An 18,789-nucleotide genomic window follows, 5' to 3' on the forward strand; every position below is an offset into this window, starting at 1 on the left:
GGGCTCTACGCGCGTAGCGGCGGCGAGGAGCGAAAACCGGTGGCCCGAACCCGCTCCCGGGTCCGGAAGGGCGGCTCGCGCTGCCCTTCCGGACCCGGGGACGACGGGTTCCGGCTGCCCGGCTACGGGGCGGACTTGACCTCGATCTTGCCGGCGATGATGTCGGCCTTGGCCTTGTCGACCGCGGCGGTGACGTCCGTCATCTCGGTGAAGGCCGGGTTGGACGTGGCCAGGCCCACGCCGTCCTTGTCCAGGCCGTAGCGGATCTCACCGGACTGCGGCTCGCCGTCCTCGACCGACTTGATGAGGTTGAAGACGGCGTCCGAGACGTCCTTGGTCACCGAGGTGAGGATGTGGTCCTTGTAGGCGGCCAGGCCCTGCTGGTTGTACTGGTCCGAGTCGACGCCGATGGCCCACTTCCCGGCCTTGGCGGCCGCCTCGATCGAGCCGGAGCCCGCGAGACCGGCGGCGGCGTAGATCACGTCGGCGCCGGCGTCGAGCTGGCCCTGCGCCGCGGCCTTGCCGAGGTCGGGCTTCGAGAAGCCGCCGAAGTCCGGCGGCTGCGTCAGGTACTGGACCTTGACCTTGACATCGGGGTTGGTGTCCGTGACGCCCTGGACGTAACCCGCCTCGAACTTCTTGATCAGCGGGGTCTCCACGCCGCCGATGAAGCCGACGGTGTCGGACTTCGTCACCTTGGCGGCGGCGACACCGGCCAGATAGGAGCCCTGCTCCTCGTTGAAGACCAGGTTGGCGATGTTCTCGCCGGTCTTGGAGGTGTCGTCGATGAGACCGAACGTGGTGTCCGGGAACTTCGGAGCGACCTCCGCGATGGCCGGGGCGTAGGCGAAGCCGACACCGATCACCGGGTTGTTGCCGGCGCGGGCCAGCGACGTGAGGCGCTGCACCTTGTCCGGGTCCGCCTCGCCCTCGCTGGGCTCGGCCTCGGTGCCCTTGACCCCGAGCTCCTTCTCGGCCTTCGCGAGGCCCGCGTAGGCGGCGTCGTTGAACGACTGGTCCCCGCGGCCGCCGATGTCGTAGGCGATGGCCGCCTTGGCACCGTCCTCCGAGCCGACCTCGGACGAGGTCTTGCTGCCACACGCGGTGGCGGACAGCGCGAGAGCCGCGGACGCTATGCCCACGGTGGCGATCCTGGTGATCCGGCGCACTGAGAGGCTCCTTATAAACCCGACCGAAAGCGCCACTTCCGGCGCTGGTTTTGCGGCGATCGTAACGCGCGTAGATGTCAGGTAAAGACGTGTTCGACAGCCGTTATCGGATCGTCGCGTACGGCGAACACCAGGTGAACTGTCCGGTTACGATCGGTGGTGATCGAGCAGCGCCGCCGCGGTGAAGAGTTCGACGCCGACACGGATGGCCTCCTCGTCCACATCGAAGTCGCCCCGGTGCAGGTCGAGCCGGGTGCCAGACCCCGGGGCACGGACGCCCAGGCGGGCCATGGCGCCCGGGACGTGTTCCAGGTACCAGGAGAAGTCCTCGCCACCGAGGCTCTGCTCGGTGTCCTCGATCGCCTGCGATCCGCGCCGCGCGGCGTGGGCGTCGTGCAGCAGCTCGGCCACCACGGGGTCGTTGACCACGGGCGGCACCCCGCGGATGTAGTTGATCTGGGACTTCGCCCGGTGCAGGGTCGCGATCTCGTCGACCGCCGCATGGACCAGGTCCGGGGCCTCCCGCCAGGCGGGCAGGTCCAGGCAGCGGACGGTGCCCGCGAGCTCCGCCTGCTGCGGGATCACGTTGCAGGCGTGCCCGGACTCGATACGGCCCCAGGTCAGGGCGAGTCCGGAACGGGTGTCGACCCGGCGGGCCAGCAGCGCGGGGACCTCGGTGACGATCTTGGCGGCGGCCGTGACCAGGTCCGTGGTCAGATGCGGGCGGGCGGTGTGGCCGCCGGGGCCGTCGAGGGTGATCTCCAGCCGGTCGCACGCCGAGGTGATGGGACCGACGCGCAGTCCGATCCGTCCGGCGTCGACCCGGGGATCGCAGTGCACGGCGATGATCCGGCCCACTCCGTCCAGCACACCGGACTCGATGACGTCGGCCGCGCCGCCCGGCAGCACCTCCTCCGCGGGCTGGAAGATCAGCCGCACCGGGTGGGGCAGCAGCCCCCGCCGGTCGAGGTCGGCGAGGACCAGCCCGGCGCCGAGGACCGCCGTGGTGTGGACGTCGTGGCCGCAGGCGTGGGCCCGGTCCGGCACGGTCGAGCGGTACGGCACTCCCACCTTGGTGTCCGGGATCGGCAGGCCGTCGATGTCGGCGCGCAGCGCGAGCATGGGCCGCACCCGGTCCGTACCCACGTCGCACACGAGTCCCGTGCCGGTCGGAAGCACCCTCGGGCGCAGGCCGGCGGCCTCCAGCCGCGTCTTGATCGCGGCGGTCGTGCGGAACTCCTGGTTCCCCAGCTCCGGGTGCATGTGCACGTCCCGGCGGAAGGCGACGAGTTCGTCACGGAGGGCGTCGGGCAGCGTGCCGGGCAGAACGTGGTCGCCGGGCGACTCGGCTTCGCCGGGGGGACCGGCGTCGGGCTCGCGGGACATCAACTGGTTCACCCGTTGAAGAGTAGGCCCCTTCAAGGCCCAACTAGCTCGAGATCAACAAAAGTTCAGCCCTATAGGGGGAAGAAAATGCCTCTGACGACGCTTGGCCGCCGTTCGGTGTGGGTAAGCTCACCCGCTTCTGACCACAATATGGACTCTCCGGCCTCCTGTCGCGTCCGCTTCACCCGTACGGGGGCCACCGGCACGGCGGCCCCTCGCGGGGCCTCCCCGGAGGGGCGGGGGCTTCCGCGGAGGGACGGGGGCTTCCGCGGAGGGGCGGGGGCTTCCGCGGAGGGACGGGGGCCGCCATGGGGGGGCAGGGGATCCCGCGCGGGCCGCCGGTCCGGGCGCATCACAGGCCGCGCTCGCACCTCATGGGCGCCCGCGCAGGACCGAAGCCGGTCAGGCGCGGCGGGGCGCAGCTGGGGTCGGCGAAGTGTCCGTCCCCGGTTCCGAGCCGGCACCGGGCGATCCGGCGGCGGTCGGGCAGTTGGTCCCGCTCCCGCGATTGACGCGCTGGACCTCGTGAACCGGGACCCGCGCAGACGACGCGCCGCCGAAAGCGTCCGCCCGGTCCGGCCGGTGCCGCGGAGCTGGTCAGAGGTCCTGGATCTGGAGGCTCCGGGCGATGTCCCGGTACAGGCGCTCGCCGTTCGGGCGGGCGTCGCCCTCGGCCGGCATCACCACTTTCAGCCGCCAGAAGGCGCCCTCTTCCTCGTTGGCGTAGAGCCGCTCGATCTGGTGGAAGGTGATGTCGTCGTCGTCACTTCCGTAGGCACGATAGGTGGTGACGATCTCTGCGGCGGGCCGGCCTTGGTGAGTGGTCTCACGCACCTTGCTGGACACCTCCTCCATCGAGGACTCGGCACCCTTCCGGTAGAACTCGGCGCGGTCTTCGGCCAGCTTGGGAAGCTCCTCGAACGGGGCACCCTTCTGGTCGTCCTCGGTGTACTTCCGCAGGGTCACCTTGAAGACGCCACTCGGATCGGCGAAGGTGACGTAGGAGTTGTCGTCGTCCACCGTGCGACGGTAGTCCTTGGGCACGGCCAGCGAGGCGTTGACCACCTCCCCCTCCTGCCGGACGACCCACCCCTCCGGCGGGCCGTCGGAGGCGAACGGGTCGACGAGGACCAGCCCGAGAACGAGCGCCGCTGCCAGCAGGCCACCGCCCCCGGCGCCCCACTGCGCCGTGCGGCTGGTACGCAAGGTGCGCAGGACACCCCCACCGCTCCCGCCCGCCGAGGCGCCGACGAGCGTGGGGGCGGGCTGGGGCGGACGCGCCGCGTTCTCCAGGATCTGGCGGATCTCGTGGGGGCCGGGGCGAGCGGCGGGGTCCTTGCGGAGCAGCTGCATGATCAGATGCCCCAGAGCTCCCGCTCCCCGGGAGGGCGGGGCGGGGTCCGCGCTGAGGACTGCTTGCAGGGTCGCGGGGGTGTTGGCCCGGCGGAACGGCGAGACTCCCTCCACCGCGAGATACAGCATCACGCCCAGGGACCACCAGTCCGACTCCGGGCCCGGCAACTGGCCGAGCACCCGTTCGGGAGCGATGAACTCCGGGGAGCCGACGAATCCCCCCGCTTCGGTGAGGCGCTGTTCGCCCTCGATCTGGGCGATGCCGAAGTCCGTGAGCACCACGCGGTCGTACCGCCCGAGAAGCACGTTGTCCGGTTTGACGTCCCGGTGCAGCACACCGGCCTCGTGGGCGGCGGCCAGCGCGCCGTGGACGGCCAGGCCGATCCTGGCCGCCTCGCGGGTGTCCAGGGTGCCCTCGGCGAGCCGGTCACCCAGTGAACTCCCGTTCACCAACTCCATGACGAGCCAGGGGCGTCCGTCCTCGATGACCACGTCGTGCACGGTGACGACGCAGGGATGGTCGATCGTGGCGGCGGCGCGGGCCTCACGCTCCATGCGGGTGTAGACGTTCGCCTTCTCCCGCTCGGGTATGTGGTCCGGAAGCCGGGGCTCCTTGACCGCGACATCCCGCCCGACGATCCGGTCGTGGGCCTTCCACACCGTGCCCATGCCGCCGTGCCCCAGGCGGGAGACGAGCCGGTAGCGCCCGCCGACCGACCGGCCCTGGTCCTGCGGGTCGGACTCCGGGTGAACCACCTGGGTCGGCGTCCTCCTCCCAAGGGCCGGCGACACCGCGGGCTCCGGGCCCGATTTACCTCCCGTGTCCTGCTGACCAAGCGTCACGGGCGGTTCGAGCCGGTAGCTGGTGGGCTCGTGCGCCCATCCTCCCTCGTTCGTCATGCGCTCATCATGACGGTCCGCCGAGAGCGGGCACCGCTCGGGTCCCGGGTACGGGATCCGGCCGGCCATGCGGGACGGCGACGGACCAGGCGGCGTCGTTGCCCGACCGCTTGGAGCGGATGGCCCTGTGCGGCCAGGCGGGTGTTGCCGAGGGGCCGGGTACCAAGACCGTCTGGTGCGAACTGCCCGGAGAGGGCGCTGCGGGTATGCGACCGCCCGGTTCGGCTCACGAGGCGTCGACGGTCCGCTGAAGGCCGAGGGGAGGGCGCCCGGCAGGTGGACGACGGCGGACGTGCACGGCGGCGCGGGTGCACGGCGGCGCGGGTGCACGGCGGCGCGGGTGCACGGCGGCGGTCTCCGCCCCACGGCAACCGTCCACCCCTCACGGCGGATGGACCCGCCCGCAGGCGGCAGACCACCCCCGGTGGGCGCGTCCGTCCGCCGGGTCAGGCGCTGCTGAGCGACAGCTTCACGGCGAAGCCGAGGAACAGCACGCCCGCCGCATCGGGCTGGTGCGCTCGTGGTTTCGCGGTCCGCTTCCTGAAGGGCCACTTCACGCGGGGTCCTGCCCGAGGTGGTCGCCGGTGGAGATGCCGCCCCGCGGGTTGCCGTCGACGGCGATCGACCGCTCCCCGGACGCCGCCACCGAACCCGGCCGGCCCCCGGCTCCGGCCGGGGCTGAGACGATCCCGGAGCCGGTGCGGGTTCCGGTGCGGGTGCGGGTTCCGGTGCGGGTGCGGGTGTGTTCGGGGAGTCGGGTTCCGGGTGGCCCGCAGAGCCGTCCGAGGTCCGCGCGCAGAAGCCCCACCCTCGGGTCACTCACCTCATCATCCAGGCGGCACAGCGAGCAGCCGGCTCGACCCGGGTGTCACATCATGCGACAGCACACCGCGCTCTCCACATGGCCTACTCGACCGCCTCCTTGAGGGTCCTGACGAAGGACGCCCAGGCGCGGGCCGGGACCACGAGGACGGGGCCGTCGGGCAGCTTGGAGTCACGGACGGGGACGACGCCGGCGAGGCCGTCGGCGACCTCGACGCAGTCCCCTCCGCTGCCGTTGCTGTAGCTGCTCTTGCGCCAGCGGGCGGCGCAGAGGAAGCCTTCCGCGACCTCGACGCAGTTGCCTCCGCTGCCGTTACTGAAGCTGCTCTTGCGCCACGCGACAGTGCTCAAGTCGATTCGGATGCTTGCCATTTCGGTAGTCATCAGCCGCTTCCTCGATCAGGGCGAGGGACGCCTCGGGCGGTAGTGCGGCGGCCCTGAGCAGATCGTACGACCGGCGGTACTCCTTCACGAGGGCCGGATCGTCGATGGTGTCGCCGGTGTGCAGCGCCTCGGTGTAAACCAAGGGCGGTGCGTCCGGAAAGGTCATGATCTTGGCGGTGCCGAGCATGAAGGGATGCGGGCCGCGGTTCCACGGAAGGACCTGTGGAACGATCCGGCGACGGCGCGCCAACGCCGCGACACGATCCAGCTGTTCGGCCATCTCCTCGGGCGAGAGGATCGGCTGACGGAGCAGTGCCTCGGACACAACCATCCAGTACATCGGGGTCTTGTGGTCGGTCTCGAAGAGATGAGCCCTCGGCATGCGGGCGTTGACCCTCTCCTCCACTTCCTCGTCTGGCGCCAGCGGGTGCGTCGCGCGCACCACCGCCCGCGCGTACGCCTCCGTCTGCAGCAGGCCCGGAATCAGCGTCGGGCTCCACTCCTCGATCGTCTCCGCGTGCTTCTCCGCCTCCAGCACGCGCTCGAAGTACTGCGCGTGCCCCCGCCGTCTGGCCTTCCTCACGTCCTCGCACCGCCGCTTGAAGAAGCCGTCCGTCTTGAGCACCCGGTCCGCGTGTTCCGCCAGCTCCGCCGGCATCCGCCGCTCGCCGCGCTCGATCTCGCTCAGGTGGCTGGGGCCGTAGAAGCTGCCCTCGACCAGCTGCTGGAGGGTGAGCCCGGCCTGCTCCCGCTGCCAGCGCAGCTCCTTGCCGTAGAAGGTCGGGACCCCCTCCGAGCCGTCGATGTCCTTGCGTCGCGCCATCGTTCACCGTTCTTTCCCACCTGCCGGTGGTATGCACGCCGTTCACGGCCGGGAACCCGAACCTCTTTCACGGTAGGACCCGCCACGCCAGTGTGTGAGTGATTCATCACAGAACGCACAGGAAGGCATGCCCCCATGTACGACACGACGGACGCGGACGAGTGCACCGAACAGCTCCGCGCCGCCCTCGCCGCCCACGGCATCACACTGCCGTCTCTCGGCATCGACCTGCCGAGCTTCGAGGCCCGTGGCCCCGGCCGGCCCCTCATCGCGCTGGGCAACTGCAACCTGGCAACCGCCCGAGCGCTGGTCGCAGCCCTCCGCAAGGGGGCTGCCCGATGCGACGGCTGACCCTGGAACTCCTCGCGACGCCAGAGGCCGTACCCGGCGTGCGCCGCACCGTGCGCGAGTACCTCGGCGGCGTCCCCTGCGCCGACCTCCAGCTGTGTGTGAGCGAGCTGCTCACGAACGTCATCCAGCATCTCGGGGACGGGGTGCCGGTCACGATCCGCGTCACCCGCGCCGCCGTGGGCGGTCGTACACGGCTGGAGGTCACCGACCCGGCCCCGCGCGCCTCGCCCGTCCGGTGCCGGGCCGCTGCGGCCGACGACGAGTCCGGCCGCGGCCTCGCCCTGCTCGATGCGGTGGCCGTGCGCTGGGGCGTTGCCGAGGGGCCCGGTACCAAGACCGTCTGGTGCGAACTGCCCGGAGAGGGCGCTGCGGGTATGCGACCGCCCGGTTCGGCTCACGAGGCGTCGACGGTCCGCTGAAGGCCGAGGGGAGGCCGCCCGGCAGGTGGACGGCGGCACGGGTCGGACGCCGAGCGGGTGGCCGACGGCACGGCTGGATACCCAACGGGTGGGCGTCGGCGGCCTTCGCCTCACGGCAGCCGCCTTCACCTCACGGCGGATGGACCCGCCCGCAGGCGGCGGACCACCCCCGGTGGGCGCGTCCGTCCGCCGGGTCAGGCGCTGCTGAGCGACAGCTTCACGGCGAAGCCGAGGAACAGCACGCCCGCCGCCGACGTCGCACCGGCCGACAGCCTCCGGCGGCGCCGGAAGGCGGCGGACAGATGGGTGCCGGTGAAGATCAGCAGGGTGAGGTAGAGGACGCTCGCCAGCTGGGCGAGAGCGCCGAGCACGGCGAAGGACACCGCCGGATAGGCGTAGCCGGGGTCCACGAACTGCACGAAGAAGGCGATGAAGAAGAGGATCGCCTTCGGGTTGACCAGGCTGATCCCCAGGGCCCTGCGAAACGGCCGCTCACCCGCCGCCTGCGTGCCCGCCGCCTGCCCGTCCAGGGGTTCCGCCAGCTCCCGGCGCGAGCGCCACATCGACAGGGCGGCGCGCAGCATGCCGATGGCGAGCCAGGTCAGATAGCCCGCGCCCGCGAACTTCACCGCCGAGAACAGCACGGCGTTGGCCTGGAGCAGCGAGGCGACTCCCGCGGCGGACAGCACCATCAGCACGGTGTCGCCGCACCACACACCCGCGGCGGCCCGGTATCCGGTCCGCACACCCCGGCGGGCGGCGACCGAGAGCACATAGAGCGAGTTCGGCCCCGGGAGGAGGATGATCAGGACAAGTCCCGCGAGATACGTCGGCAGATCGGTGACACCCAGCATGAGGCGGAGTGTCGCACACGGGTACGACTCCCCACCTCTGCGTTCCGGATGGTGGAAAGCCGGCCAGAACGCCGAAAGGTGATCAGAACACCTCGCTCGGGACGTGGCTGCCCCACACCTCGCGCAGGGCGCCGCACACCTCGCCGACCGTGGCGCGCGCCCGCAGCGCCTCCTTCATCGGGTACAGCACGTTGCCCGTCCCGGACGCGGCCTCCCGCAGACCGCCGAGGGCCGCGTCGACGGCGGCCCGGTCGCGTCCGGCCCGCAGCTGCGCCAGCCGTTCGGCCTGCCGTGCCTCGATCGCCGGGTCGACGCGCAGCGGCTCGTACGGCTCCTCCTCGTCGAGGGTGAAACGGTTGACGCCGACGACGACGCGTTCGCCGCTGTCCGTCTCCCGGGCGATGCGGTAGGCACTGCGCTCGATCTCGCCCTTCTGGAAGCCGCGTTCGATGGCGCTCACCGCGCCGCCGAGATCCGCCACCTTGCCCATCAGCTCCAGTACCGCCGCCTCCATGGCGTCCGTCATGCTCTCGACCGCGTACGACCCGGCGAACGGGTCGGCGGTGGCGGCGACATCGGTCTCGTACGCGAGGACCTGCTGGGTGCGCAGGGCCAGCCGGGCCGACGTGGCGGTCGGCAGCGCGATCGCCTCGTCGAAGGAGTTGGTGTGCAGCGACTGGGTGCCGCCGAGGACGGCCGCCAGGCCCTGCACGGCGACCCGCACCAGGTTCACCTCGGGCTGCTGGGCGGTGAGCTGCACCCCGGCGGTCTGGGTGTGGAAGCGCAGCATCAGCGACTTCGGGTTCCGCGCGCCGAATTCGTCGCGCATCACCCGGGCCCAGATGCGGCGGGCGGCGCGGAACTTCGCGACCTCCTCCAGGAGGGTCGTCCGGGCGACGAAGAAGAACGACAGCCGGGGCGCGAAGTCGTCCACGTCCAGTCCGGCCGCCAGGGCCGTACGGACGTACTCGATGCCGTCGGCGAGGGTGAAGGCCACCTCCTGCACGGGCGTCGCCCCGGCCTCGGCCATGTGGTAGCCGGAGATCGAGATGGTGTTCCACCGGGGGATCTCGGCCCGGCAGTAGCCGAAGAGGTCGGCGACCAGCCGCAGCGAGGGCTTGGGCGGGAAGATGTAGGTGCCCCGGGCGATGTACTCCTTGAGCACGTCGTTCTGGACGGTGCCGGTCAGCCTGTCCGCCGGCACACCCTGCTCCTCGCCGACCAGTTGGTAGAGGAGGAGCAGCAGAGCGGCGGGCGCGTTGATCGTCATGGACGTGGAGACCCGGTCCAGCGGGATGCCGTCCAGCAGCGTCCGCATGTCGTCGATCGAGTCGACGGCCACGCCCACCTTGCCGACCTCGCCGTGCGCGAGCGGGGCGTCGGAGTCGTGCCCCATCTGCGTCGGCAGGTCGAAGGCGACGGACAGGCCGGTCGTGCCGTGTGCGATGAGCTGCTTGTAGTGGGCGTTGGACTCGGCGGCCGTGCCGAAGCCCGCGTACTGGCGCATGGTCCACAGACGGCCCGTGTACATGGTCGGATGGACGCCCCGGGTGAAGGGGTACGAGCCGGGGGCACCCAGCTTCTCGCCCGGATCCCATCCTGCGAGGGCGTCCGGCCCGTAGACCGGCTCGACGGGCAGACCCGACTCGGACTGGCGTGCCATGCGGTGTGCCTCCCGGTACGACTACTCGCTGGTACACGACCTAGCGGCGGCCCGCGGCGGCGGGTCTGCGCGCAGCGGCGTGCCCTCGACTGAGACCTTGCTCACAGCATGCTCCTTCAGGCGCAACCCGGCACGGCTGTGAAGCATCCCTCTTCACGACACGATCCTTGGGGGGCACACCTATGCACCGTACGTCCGTTCTCAGGGGACCGCTCCCGGTCCTTCTGACCCTGGCCCTGACCCTGACCGCCGGGTGCACCGGCCGGCCGGCCGACGGGGGGAGCGAGGAGCCCCCGGCCGTCCCCGCCGCTCCCGGCGGACCGTCGGCGGCTCCCCTCGCCACCGCCGCCCCGGCGGCCGACGACGCCAAGCCTCCCGCCCCCTCGACCGACGGCGCGCGGCCTTCCACTCCCGCGGCCGGCGACGCCGAGCCGCCCGACCCCTCCCCGGGGACACCGGAGGCCAGGACGCCGGAGCCCGAGGTGCTGATGGCGGAGGGCAGTGAGAGCGAGCAGGTCCGCGAACTGCAGGCCCGGCTGCGCCAGATCGGCCACTTCCACCGCAGCCCCACCGCGTTCTACGGCTCGATGACGGCCGGGGCGGTCAGCGGGTTCCAGCGCAAGCGGGGGCTCACCGAGACCGGTTCGGTGGACGAGACCACCTGGCGGCGGCTGCTCGGGCTCACCCGGACGCCGACCGCCGACGAGCTGCGGCCCGCCACGACCAACGAGCTCGACGCACCCGATCCCCGGTGTCTGGAGGGGCGGGTGCTCTGCATCAGCAAGGAGAGCAGGACCCTCGCCTGGATGATCGACGGCAGGGTGGTGGCGGCGATGGACGTGCGCTTCGGCTCGGAGAACACGCCCACCCGTGAGGGAACGTTCAGTGTGGACCGGAAGGCCGAGGCCTGGGTGTCGACGCTGTACGACACGCCCATGCCGTACTCCATGTTCTTCAGCGGCGGCCAGGCGGTGCACTACTCCTCGGACTTCGCCGCACGCGGCTACGACGGGGCCTCGCACGGCTGCGTCAACGTCCGGGACAAGAAGAAGCTCGCGTCCGTGTTCGGCCAGGTGAAGGTCGGCGACAAGGTCGTCGTCCACTGGTGAGTGACGGGACGGCACGCCCCCCGGCGGAGGGCCGGGGGGCGCACGGCGCGGCACGGCGCGGCGCGGTGGACGGCTCGGACGGGCGGGCGGACGGCTCGGGCCCCCGGGCGGCAGCGGAGGACCGCGGAGGGAGCAGACGACTCAGGGTGGCCGCGGCCGGCTCAGCGGGATGACGTGGGAGACGGCGGGTGAGAAGGCGCGGGCGGGATCGGGGGAACGTGTCCCGCCCGCGCCTGTGCGCTGAGCCGCGGGTACGGGGGGAACCCCGGCTCAGGCGCCGCCGATGACCAGTCGGCTCACTTACTACTGCGCCGCCCAGCCAAAAAACGTCACACCTGGCCGGAAAGTTCTCCCGGGTGAGCAAAACCGCAGGTCAAGGCGCTGCGATCGAGACATTGACGACAGCAGACGCTCCGCCTGCCGACCGGCAGAGCAGCCACCGGCCACCGGGGACGACCGACGACCGCCGGATCCGCCACCGGGCTCACCAGCCGACCACCGGCCACCGGCCACGGGCCACCGGCCACCGGGAACACCGGGAGCTCCCGGGAACTACAGGGCCGCCAGGGGCGCTCCCGGAGCCGCGGGCCTGGAGACGCGCCACACCTCCGTCGGCGGCGCGAAGGGCTGCTCCGCGGGAGCGGGCCGTACGGAGGCGGGGGGCAGGAACGAGGAGCGCGGGAGGCCACCCGAACCGGAGCCGTCGTCGCCGTCGTCACCGTCGCCGTCACCCTGGCCGCCGTCGTCGCCGTCCTCACCGTCCTCACCACCCTGGCCGCCGTCGTCGCCGTCACCGTCCTCACCGCCCTGGCTGCCGTCGGCGTCCCCGCCGGCAGCGGTCAGTATCCGGTCGCAGAACTGCTGCACCCTGTCCACGCCCTGCGCCGCGGCCTCCAGTGTGCGCTTGCGCTCCTCGCCCAGCGTGCCGTTGTGGTGGTCGCGGCAGGCCTGGACCGTCCTGCCGTACCAGTCCCCGTCGCCGGTGTCCTCCGTGCGGCCGTCGTGCGGCGTGGTGGACGGCTCGCCCTGGCGGGCGCCCGCGCCGTCCCCGTCCGGGGTCCGGGTACCGTCCGGTGCCGCCGGGGCGCTCGGCGAGGAGGGAGTGCCCGCGGGCGGCGACGGCGCCTCGGGACTGCGCAGTCGACCGACCGGGGGCTCGGTGGCGACCGGCCCGGGGGTGACGGCACCCGAGACGGACGAGGCGGGCGCCGGCTGAGTTTCGCCGAACGGGATCGGCAGCAACCCGGTCCCCGCGGCGACGGCCACGCCTCCCGCCGCCAGTCCGGCCAGCGAGGCCGCCAGTCCCCAGTGCACCGAACGGGCCCAGGAGACCGGCCCGGCCTGCGGTGTCAGCCGCACCGTCGGCAGCAGTTCCGCCGCACCGCCGTCACGCGCCTGGCGGAACGCGGCGAGCGCGGCCTCCTCGCCTCCCAGCGGCTCGGTCACCGGACCTCGGGCGGCTGCCTCGTCGAGCAGCCCCGCCAGCAGAAGGGCCTGGTGACGCGCGTCAACGCCGACGGGTTCGAGGGGCTCCCCGCGGAGCAACCGCTCCGCGGACTCCTGGTCGAGCCACGTGTCACGCTCGTCGGCCATCACATGTCCTTCTGCGTCCGCAGACGCGGATGCGTCACACCGGTGGAGCGGGCCGCGCCGGGCCGCACCGCGTGCGGCGCCGGCATCGCACCGAGTTCCTTCCCGCCCCCGGGGGCTCCAGGTGCCCCCTCCTGCTCCGCCCCCAGGAGCTCCGCGAGGCGCTTCAGACCGCGGTGGGCCGCGGTGCGCACCGCGCCGGGCCGCTTGCCCAGGGTCTTCGCCGCGCTCTTCGCGTCCAGGCCGACGACCACGCGCAGTACCACCGCCTCCGCCTGGTCCTGGGGGAGCTGGGCGATCAGGGCCATGGCACGGCCGGTCGCCAGGGCCTCCATGGCCTCTCCCGCGGTGTCGGACTCGGCGGCCCTCCCGCTCAGTGCGGTCTCGTCCCCGCCGACCGCCGGGCGCCTGCCGCGCATCCGGATGTGGTCGAGGGCCCGGTTGCGCGCGATGCGTGCGGCCCAGCCGCGGAAGCGGTCGGCGTCGCCGCTGAACCGGTCCAGGTCCCGGGCGATCTGCAGCCAGGTCTCGGACGCCACGTCCTCGGCCTCCGCCTCGCCGACCAGCGTCCTGATGTATCCGAGCAGCCGCGGGTGAACGGCGCGGTAGACGGTCCGGAAGGCGTCCTCGTCCCCGTCCTGCGCCGCGCGCACCGCGGCGGTCAGCTCCGCGTCGTCCCCCAGCACTCCCACTACCCGTTCGTCGTCGCGGCTGGTCGTCACCGCCGCACGGCCCAGCGCGCAGCGCCACGCTACGTCCTCCCCCGGGGCCGCGTCCACGCCTTAGTACAACTTGCAACATTGTGCGGTGGAGGGCGGGGTGTGACAGAAAACGCACCCACGGCGCTGAGTGGAGTACAGGGCCGCGCCGCGGCCCTCGCGGACGACGACCGGGGCCTCTCCTGTGGGGGGTGGCGGCCTCGGTCGTCTTTCCTTCTCCTGGCCCTCTGACCAGGCATTTTCCAGAGGGTGGGGCGCCTGCGTGACCAACGGCGTGACCAACACGTCCAGCGGTTCACCCGCTCCTCCCCAGGCCAATGCGCTGCGCCGTCGCGGAGGCGAGCTTCCGCGCCCCCTCGACTCGACGCTTCCCGTACTGAGCCATTGTGACCATCCCCTCGTAGCGTGGAGCCCGTGATTGCAGGGGAAGTTGGGATTCATGGGGTCCAAGAAGAAGCCGCCGTACGACGCCGAGTTCCGTGAGCGCGCCGTGCGCATCGTGGTCGAGACCGGCAATAGGTGGGTTGACCTGCGGGGTTGCCTGATTTCACGCCGTGGGGGCGTCTCACCCAAGGCTGACAGAGAGGGCAGGCCGTCCAGGGCGTGGGTACCGCCCAGCGGGCGGGCCTGGGTGAACGTCAGCTCGGCCGGCCCCGTCAACGCGGCGGCGCGGGCCGGGTCCACGGGCCGCGGACACACTGTTCGCCCACCTTGCGGACATCCGTCGGGCGTGGGCCGCCTGCCCGCTCGACCTGATAGAGCGCCGGGCCTTGTTCCTCCGGTTCGCCCTCGACTGGCCGGATGCCGTGATCGCGGCCCGCGACTCCGTGACCGACCGGGCGGTGCGTTACCGGCTCGAACGCGGTGTTGGCAAGCTTGCTGCCTGGCTGAACGGCCGGACCTATGTGGATGGGTACGACGACATCGACCACGCAGCATGAGCATGGCCCTGCTCCGAGGGCATCGGAGCAGGGCCTCTCAGCGTAAGAGTGCGCTAGGCGGTTAACCCGGTGCGCTTGGCCATGGCCAGCAGTTCCGGGCGACTGCGCTGGTGCATGATGAACAGCACTCGGAGAACCTCGCGGCTCATCGGGTGAATCTCCGCCATCTGCGGCGCAACCTGGAATGCGAGCTTCAGCGCGTCCTCCGCCCCCTGCAAGTCCTTCGTCGCGAGCCGTGCGCGGGCCAGGTCGATGTAGAAGCGACCGACCCGGTTTGGCTTCAGGCCAGCGGGTGGCTGCCCTACCATCGGGTCGGCCATTTCCACAGCCTTGTCCGGCTGACTCAGTTCGATTCGCGCAGCCAGCTCGTAGAGAGCTGTGTTGCCCTCACCGAACGTCAGGTTGTGCACGAGCCCGTCTTGGGGGAGCTGAGAGGCCAGTCGCTTCGCGTGGCGAAGATGTGCCTCGGTGGCGTTCTTGTCCTCGTGGCGCGACGCCAGGACTACCCCTCGCAGGTGAAGAGATCCGAGCACGATGACGGCCTCTGGGCCGTTGGAGCGAGAGCCCTCGAACTGGCTGATCGCACGCTCGACGATCGCCAGGCCATCGTCGTACGCGCCGGCCGACTGATACGTACCCGCCTCGTTCCAGGCAGCCGCAGCCTCAGCGGCCGGATTCCAAGTTCGCTGTGCCGCCCACTGCTGGCGAGACACGATCATGTCGGCGAGGTCTGGCTGCGCGAGGCGATGCGCCACCGCGTAGGCACAGCCGTACAGGTCGGAGACCTGACTCCACGCCACAGAATCGCCGCCAGCGTCGAAGGCTGTCGCGGTGGCCTGACCTAGGAGCTTCGGCAGTTTCCGGAGGAGTTCCAGATACTGCGTCTCCGCCCGCAGCGTGGCTGCCCTTTCGAGTCCCCTCGCCAGCTCGTCGCGCGGCGGAGTGTCCTCCTTCGGCAACGTGTGCCGCCGAACGGCCCCTCGCAAGTCGTTGAGTAGATCTGCCTGCTCTGACGGGTCGGTGAAGGGCTGTCCATTGATGCGCGCGGTGGTGACGCGAAGCGCCTTGGCCGCAGCCGCAACAACGGGCGGCGTGGCCGGGCGAAGGCCGGTCTCGATCTTGCTCAGGTAGGAGACCGTGATCCTCATTTCGCGCGCGAGCTTGGCTTGGCCAATACCGCGCGCCTTGCGCAAAACCGCGATGTTCTCACCGGCGGCGGGCGTGCTCTCCATGGACTCACTCTTCCACGTCAAAGGGACGCACAGTGTCAAGTGCACCTTGAAGGGGTGCCGTTGTGCAAGATTGGTATGAACTGATCCTGGTCTCCGGTAGTTGGCTAGTCACAGACAGCGAGCCGATGAGGGAGGTCTCCGTGGGACAGGCCATCTCGGAGAGAACGTCGAAGTTTAAGTCGGAGCTCGACGCAGGCCAGGATGCGGCCGACCGCCTGGCAAAGGCACTGAGGGACGCGGGTTTCACGCTTCCCAGCCTCGGCGGAACGTACCCCGTGCAAGGTACGCCGATGGTGGAACTCGGTCGCGCTCGGGCGGACGTGATCTCCAGGCTGGCCGAATGGATCGAGGAGCGGGCGTGACGTGGGCGGCTGGCATGCGGCCCGCGCAGGCGGTGGCCCCCAAGGAGGCAGCGCCGCCGCGCATGTGGCTGCGGGTCTACCGGAGGGGCCCGAGCGGCGACTGCCAGGAGATCCTGCCGCGTAAGGAGGTGGCCGACGCGCTGGACACCAGCGCGGTAACGAGTCCGGTGTCGTACCCGCCCTGCCAGTGTCGGCTCCATCGGCGGCCCGCCTAGTGAGTGGAGCCACGGTCTATCCGGAGACAAGTCGCCCTGCTACGTCCCGCCCCGGTGACGGCGGGGAGTGGCTGGACGGAATGTGCCGGCTCTATTGCCGCCGCAGCGGCATCCCCGTCATCTGGATCGGCCCCGCCCAGTTCGAGGGGATGAGTGCTCCCATGTTTGGGTGCGCGAACTGCATCGCCGAGCTGGAGCACATGATCGGGCAACACTTCGTCCGCAAGGACGCCCCCCAGACCCCCGCCTCCACGAGATGGCTCTGACCATCGGGGCTCCCCCGCCCAGGTATGCGGCCTCGTGGAGGCGGGTCGAGCCCTCGCCCCAGCCGCTTCGCCAGCCCCGAAGAATGACAGGTCGGCGGCTGGGACGGGTTGGCAAACGAACAAGACACAGTGCAACTCCCGTTAGAGAGGGGAACGCAATGAGCGGACGACACAGCGGAGGCCAGGGCAGCGGCCAGGGCGGCAGCCAGCAGGACGACAGCAGCTCCGGCAACAAGCACGGCGGTGGTGGCTCGGACGAGGGTGGCAACACCAGCGACGGCCAGGGCCCCGCGGACGGTAAGTAGATGGCTTCCGAAACGATGGCGGAGGTCGGCCCCGAGACGCTGGCCGCCGAGCTGGTCGCAAAGGGGGCTCTGACGACCGATTGGCTGCCGGCCTTCAGGACAGTGCCCCGAGACCGCTTCGTTCCGGACGCGATCTGGCCGGGACGTGCCGGAATGAACCGCCAAGACGACCGCGTGCTCCGCTCGGAGCATCCCGAGTTGTGGTGGAAGGCCGTCTACACGGACGCGCCTATCACCACGCAGTGGGACGATGGCGCCTACGGCGGACCGGGGAGAGGCAGGACGCCCAGTTCCTCTTCCTCGATGCCGACCATGGTGTTCTCCATGCTGGACGCGCTGAGTGTCGAGCCGGGGAATCGCGTTCTGGAGATCGGAACGGGTACCGGCTGGAGCGCGGCCCTCATGTGTCATCGGCTCGGGGACCAGAACGTCGTGAGCGTGGAGCTCGACGCGACGCTGGCTGCCGAGGCTCGCAGTCGGCTCTTCGCCGCCGACTTCGCCCCTGAGATCGTGGTTGGGGACGGCGCCGTTGGCTACGGCAAGCGCAGCCCGTATGACCGGATCATCGCGACGGCGTCCGTGGGCCACGTCCCCTCCCAGTGGATCGGACAGGCGCATCCGGGGGCGATCATCGTCACCCCTTGGGGACCGGTGTACGGAGGGGAAGCGGTCGCCCGCCTCGCTATCGACGAGGTCGGCGTGGCGCGCGGGCACTTCGTCGGCTCGTCTGCCTTCATGCGCCTCCGGCAGCGCCGGAAGAGCCTGCCGCCCTCGGGTCGGTTCCTCGATCAGTCGAAGTGGCCCCTGGGTGCCAACAGAACGAAGACCCCCCTGTCGCCCGACGACGTAGGGGACTGGATCTGCATGTTCGCCATCGGTGTGCAGGTGCCGGACCTCTTCTGTCGCGTCACCTGGGGTGAGGAGGGTTCGTACCGCCTGTGGCTCTTCGACACGGGAGTCACGAGCTGGGCCAGCGCGGACTACGTAGTGGGCGGCGAGGAATTCGAGATCGCCGAGGCCGGCCCGCGGAGGCTGTGGCAGGAGCTCGAAGGCGCCTACTGGTGGTGGCATCAGCAGGGGCGGCCGGGCTTCGAGCGGTTCGGCCTGACCACACGCGGCGGCCCGACGTACAAGGTGTGGCTCGACGACCCCGCCAACCCTGTCCCCGTCGGGCGGAGCAGTTGGTAGTAGCCCCACCCCGGGCGCCCGCACCCTCAGCCCCCAACTCCCCAGGCTGGCGGGCGCCCGGGGTCGGCAGCCCCCCACGCAGTCAATCGTTGACCTTGCAGGAGGAGCACGTGCCCATTCACCGCTTAGCCGTGCGGAACTATCTCGGCGGACCCGCGCTCGCGCCCGCCGACTTGACCATGGTGTTCCTCATGCGTGAGGACGACGACACCACCCCGCGCCCGATGCCCACGCTCACCGTTCGCGAGGTGCCGGGCATGATCGTGGCGCTGGAGTCCTTCGGCGTGAAGTCGGTGAAGATCTTCGCCGGCTCCCGCATGAGGGACGCCCGCGCCTCCCAGGGCGCATCCCCCACCAGCCTGATGGCGCGGGCCATCAAGGCTGCGAAGAAGGCCGGGCCCGGCGTCGCCGTGATGACCGAGACCTGCGTGTGCTCGCACAACGACTCGGGCGAGTGCTGGCTCGCGGACGAGCGCGGCGCCATGGACCTGGAGGAGACGACCGAGGTCATTGCGGCCCAGGCGGTGATGCAGGCCGATGCGGGCGCCGACATCGTCGGCCCGGCCGCGATGATTCCCGGCTCCGTGCGCGCGGTCCGCGAGGCCCTCGACGCGGCAGGCCACCGCGACGTGGCGATCATGCCGCACCTGATCTTCGAGTCCTCGCTCTACGAGGGTTACAGGGCCACCATGGAGGCGGCTCCCCGCTCGGGGGCGCGAGCCTTCCAGATCAACCCGC

19 protein-coding genes and 1 pseudogene are annotated in these 18,789 nt (G+C 71.2%); 9 read left to right on the forward strand and 11 right to left on the reverse strand.

What is annotated here, in order from left to right; translation table 11 throughout:
• Positions 1-122 precede the first annotated feature (122 nt).
• From SCWH03_RS10640 to SCWH03_RS10665, 6 genes are all read right to left on the reverse strand, one after another.
• Positions 123-1,169: a BMP family lipoprotein gene (locus SCWH03_RS10640; protein WP_173263931.1), complete on the reverse strand. Its 1,047-nt coding sequence runs from the start codon at positions 1,167-1,169 to the stop codon at positions 123-125.
• A gap of 147 nt (positions 1,170-1,316) precedes the next feature.
• The gene (locus SCWH03_RS10645; RefSeq protein WP_173264173.1) at positions 1,317-2,555 is read right to left on the reverse strand and encodes an amidohydrolase; all 1,239 of its coding nucleotides are present in this window, start codon (positions 2,553-2,555) and stop codon (positions 1,317-1,319) included.
• Positions 2,556-3,152: 597 nt separating this feature from the next.
• Positions 3,153-4,808 carry a serine/threonine-protein kinase gene (locus tag SCWH03_RS10650; protein ID WP_173263932.1) on the reverse strand — a complete coding sequence of 552 codons (1,656 nt, stop codon included), beginning with the start codon at positions 4,806-4,808 and terminating at the stop codon, positions 3,153-3,155.
• A 553-nt stretch (positions 4,809-5,361) separates the two neighbouring features.
• Entirely contained in the window at positions 5,362-5,631 is a 270-nt protein-coding gene (locus SCWH03_RS10655; protein WP_173263933.1) for a hypothetical protein, read from the reverse strand.
• Positions 5,632-5,714: 83 nt separating this feature from the next.
• On the reverse strand, positions 5,715-5,981 hold the full coding sequence (locus SCWH03_RS10660) for a DUF397 domain-containing protein (RefSeq protein ID WP_173263934.1): 267 nt from the start codon (positions 5,979-5,981) through the stop codon (positions 5,715-5,717).
• A complete protein-coding gene (locus tag SCWH03_RS10665; RefSeq protein ID WP_173263935.1) occupies positions 5,944-6,837 on the reverse strand; it encodes a helix-turn-helix domain-containing protein in 894 nt (297 codons plus the stop codon). Before SCWH03_RS10665 ends, SCWH03_RS10660 begins: the two co-directional genes overlap by 38 nt.
• Before the next feature lie 135 nt (positions 6,838-6,972).
• Between SCWH03_RS10665 and SCWH03_RS10670 the strand changes: the two genes are divergently transcribed.
• Positions 6,973-7,188, forward strand: a complete 216-nt coding sequence (locus tag SCWH03_RS10670) for a hypothetical protein (protein WP_173263936.1) — start codon at positions 6,973-6,975, stop codon at positions 7,186-7,188.
• Positions 7,176-7,607 carry an ATP-binding protein gene (locus tag SCWH03_RS10675; protein WP_173263937.1) on the forward strand — a complete coding sequence of 144 codons (432 nt, stop codon included), beginning with the start codon at positions 7,176-7,178 and terminating at the stop codon, positions 7,605-7,607. The genes SCWH03_RS10670 and SCWH03_RS10675 overlap by 13 nt, the downstream gene beginning before the upstream one ends.
• A gap of 194 nt (positions 7,608-7,801) precedes the next feature.
• Here the strand turns inward: SCWH03_RS10675 and leuE are convergent, their stop codons facing one another.
• Together leuE and SCWH03_RS10685 are read right to left on the reverse strand one after the other, a co-directional pair.
• Positions 7,802-8,461: a leucine efflux protein LeuE gene (leuE, locus tag SCWH03_RS10680; protein WP_173263938.1), complete on the reverse strand. Its 660-nt coding sequence runs from the start codon at positions 8,459-8,461 to the stop codon at positions 7,802-7,804.
• 82 nt (positions 8,462-8,543) lie between these two features.
• Positions 8,544-10,124, reverse strand: coding sequence for an acyl-CoA mutase large subunit family protein (locus tag SCWH03_RS10685; RefSeq protein ID WP_173263939.1), 1,581 nt, complete (start codon positions 10,122-10,124; stop codon positions 8,544-8,546).
• Positions 10,125-10,306: 182 nt separating this feature from the next.
• Here SCWH03_RS10685 and SCWH03_RS10690 point away from each other — a divergent pair, with 182 nt between their 5' ends.
• On the forward strand, positions 10,307-11,233 hold the full coding sequence (locus tag SCWH03_RS10690) for a L,D-transpeptidase family protein (protein ID WP_173263940.1): 927 nt from the start codon (positions 10,307-10,309) through the stop codon (positions 11,231-11,233).
• A 552-nt stretch (positions 11,234-11,785) separates the two neighbouring features.
• On the opposite strand, the gene SCWH03_RS10695 is transcribed toward SCWH03_RS10690, so the two are convergent.
• Positions 11,786-12,826 (reverse strand): hypothetical protein, encoded by a 1,041-nt coding sequence (locus SCWH03_RS10695; protein ID WP_173263941.1) that lies wholly within the window; start codon positions 12,824-12,826, stop codon positions 11,786-11,788.
• Positions 12,826-13,509, reverse strand: coding sequence for an RNA polymerase sigma factor (locus SCWH03_RS10700; protein ID WP_173264174.1), 684 nt, complete (start codon positions 13,507-13,509; stop codon positions 12,826-12,828). Before SCWH03_RS10700 ends, SCWH03_RS10695 begins: the two co-directional genes overlap by 1 nt.
• Before the next feature lie 803 nt (positions 13,510-14,312).
• On the opposite strand from SCWH03_RS10700, the gene SCWH03_RS10705 reads away from it, so the two are divergent.
• Complete coding sequence (locus tag SCWH03_RS10705) at positions 14,313-14,483, forward strand: hypothetical protein (protein WP_216854738.1); 171 nt, start codon at positions 14,313-14,315, stop codon at positions 14,481-14,483.
• 53 nt (positions 14,484-14,536) lie between these two features.
• Here the strand turns inward: SCWH03_RS10705 and SCWH03_RS10710 are convergent, their stop codons facing one another.
• Positions 14,537-15,715: a helix-turn-helix domain-containing protein gene (locus SCWH03_RS10710; RefSeq protein ID WP_173263942.1), complete on the reverse strand. Its 1,179-nt coding sequence runs from the start codon at positions 15,713-15,715 to the stop codon at positions 14,537-14,539.
• A gap of 140 nt (positions 15,716-15,855) precedes the next feature.
• Between SCWH03_RS10710 and SCWH03_RS10715 the strand changes: the two genes are divergently transcribed.
• The 5 genes and pseudogenes from SCWH03_RS10715 to SCWH03_RS29850 all read left to right on the forward strand — a co-directional run.
• Complete coding sequence (locus SCWH03_RS10715; protein ID WP_254076676.1) at positions 15,856-16,077, forward strand: hypothetical protein; 222 nt, start codon at positions 15,856-15,858, stop codon at positions 16,075-16,077.
• Positions 16,074-16,292 carry a hypothetical protein gene (locus tag SCWH03_RS10720; RefSeq protein WP_173263943.1) on the forward strand — a complete coding sequence of 73 codons (219 nt, stop codon included), beginning with the start codon at positions 16,074-16,076 and terminating at the stop codon, positions 16,290-16,292. The genes SCWH03_RS10715 and SCWH03_RS10720 overlap by 4 nt, the downstream gene beginning before the upstream one ends.
• A gap of 424 nt (positions 16,293-16,716) precedes the next feature.
• Positions 16,717-16,863, forward strand: coding sequence for a hypothetical protein (locus SCWH03_RS10725; RefSeq protein WP_173263944.1), 147 nt, complete (start codon positions 16,717-16,719; stop codon positions 16,861-16,863).
• 153 nt (positions 16,864-17,016) lie between these two features.
• The gene (locus SCWH03_RS10730) at positions 17,017-18,051 is read left to right on the forward strand and encodes a methyltransferase domain-containing protein (RefSeq protein WP_308788863.1); all 1,035 of its coding nucleotides are present in this window, start codon (positions 17,017-17,019) and stop codon (positions 18,049-18,051) included.
• 257 nt (positions 18,052-18,308) lie between these two features.
• Positions 18,309-18,761: pseudogene (locus SCWH03_RS29850) on the forward strand (porphobilinogen synthase); the annotation flags it as partial.
• Between the last annotated feature and the right edge of the window lie 28 nt (positions 18,762-18,789).

The organism is Streptomyces pacificus, assembly GCF_011766325.1.
Lineage (GTDB): Bacteria > Actinomycetota > Actinomycetes > Streptomycetales > Streptomycetaceae > Streptomyces > Streptomyces pacificus.

What these genes read in the sequence shown, in the direction of transcription:
- SCWH03_RS10730 (WP_308788863.1), top strand. Translation starts at nt 17,017, where the DNA reads ATGAACCGCCAAGACGACCGCGTGCTCCGCTCGGAGCATCCCGAGTTG.
- SCWH03_RS10650 (WP_173263932.1), bottom strand. Translation starts at nt 4,808, where the DNA reads ATGACGAACGAGGGAGGATGGGCGCACGAGCCCACCAGCTACCGGCTC.
- SCWH03_RS10710 (WP_173263942.1), bottom strand. Translation starts at nt 15,715, where the DNA reads ATGGAGAGCACGCCCGCCGCCGGTGAGAACATCGCGGTTTTGCGCAAG.
- SCWH03_RS10665 (WP_173263935.1), bottom strand. Translation starts at nt 6,837, where the DNA reads ATGGCGCGACGCAAGGACATCGACGGCTCGGAGGGGGTCCCGACCTTC.
- SCWH03_RS10725 (WP_173263944.1), top strand. Translation starts at nt 16,717, where the DNA reads ATGAGCGGACGACACAGCGGAGGCCAGGGCAGCGGCCAGGGCGGCAGC.
- SCWH03_RS10675 (WP_173263937.1), top strand. Translation starts at nt 7,176, where the DNA reads ATGCGACGGCTGACCCTGGAACTCCTCGCGACGCCAGAGGCCGTACCC.
- SCWH03_RS10695 (WP_173263941.1), bottom strand. Translation starts at nt 12,826, where the DNA reads ATGGCCGACGAGCGTGACACGTGGCTCGACCAGGAGTCCGCGGAGCGG.
- SCWH03_RS10690 (WP_173263940.1), top strand. Translation starts at nt 10,307, where the DNA reads ATGCACCGTACGTCCGTTCTCAGGGGACCGCTCCCGGTCCTTCTGACC.
- SCWH03_RS10645 (WP_173264173.1), bottom strand. Translation starts at nt 2,555, where the DNA reads ATGTCCCGCGAGCCCGACGCCGGTCCCCCCGGCGAAGCCGAGTCGCCC.
- leuE (WP_173263938.1), bottom strand. Translation starts at nt 8,461, where the DNA reads ATGCTGGGTGTCACCGATCTGCCGACGTATCTCGCGGGACTTGTCCTG.
- SCWH03_RS10685 (WP_173263939.1), bottom strand. Translation starts at nt 10,124, where the DNA reads ATGGCACGCCAGTCCGAGTCGGGTCTGCCCGTCGAGCCGGTCTACGGG.
- SCWH03_RS10670 (WP_173263936.1), top strand. Translation starts at nt 6,973, where the DNA reads ATGTACGACACGACGGACGCGGACGAGTGCACCGAACAGCTCCGCGCC.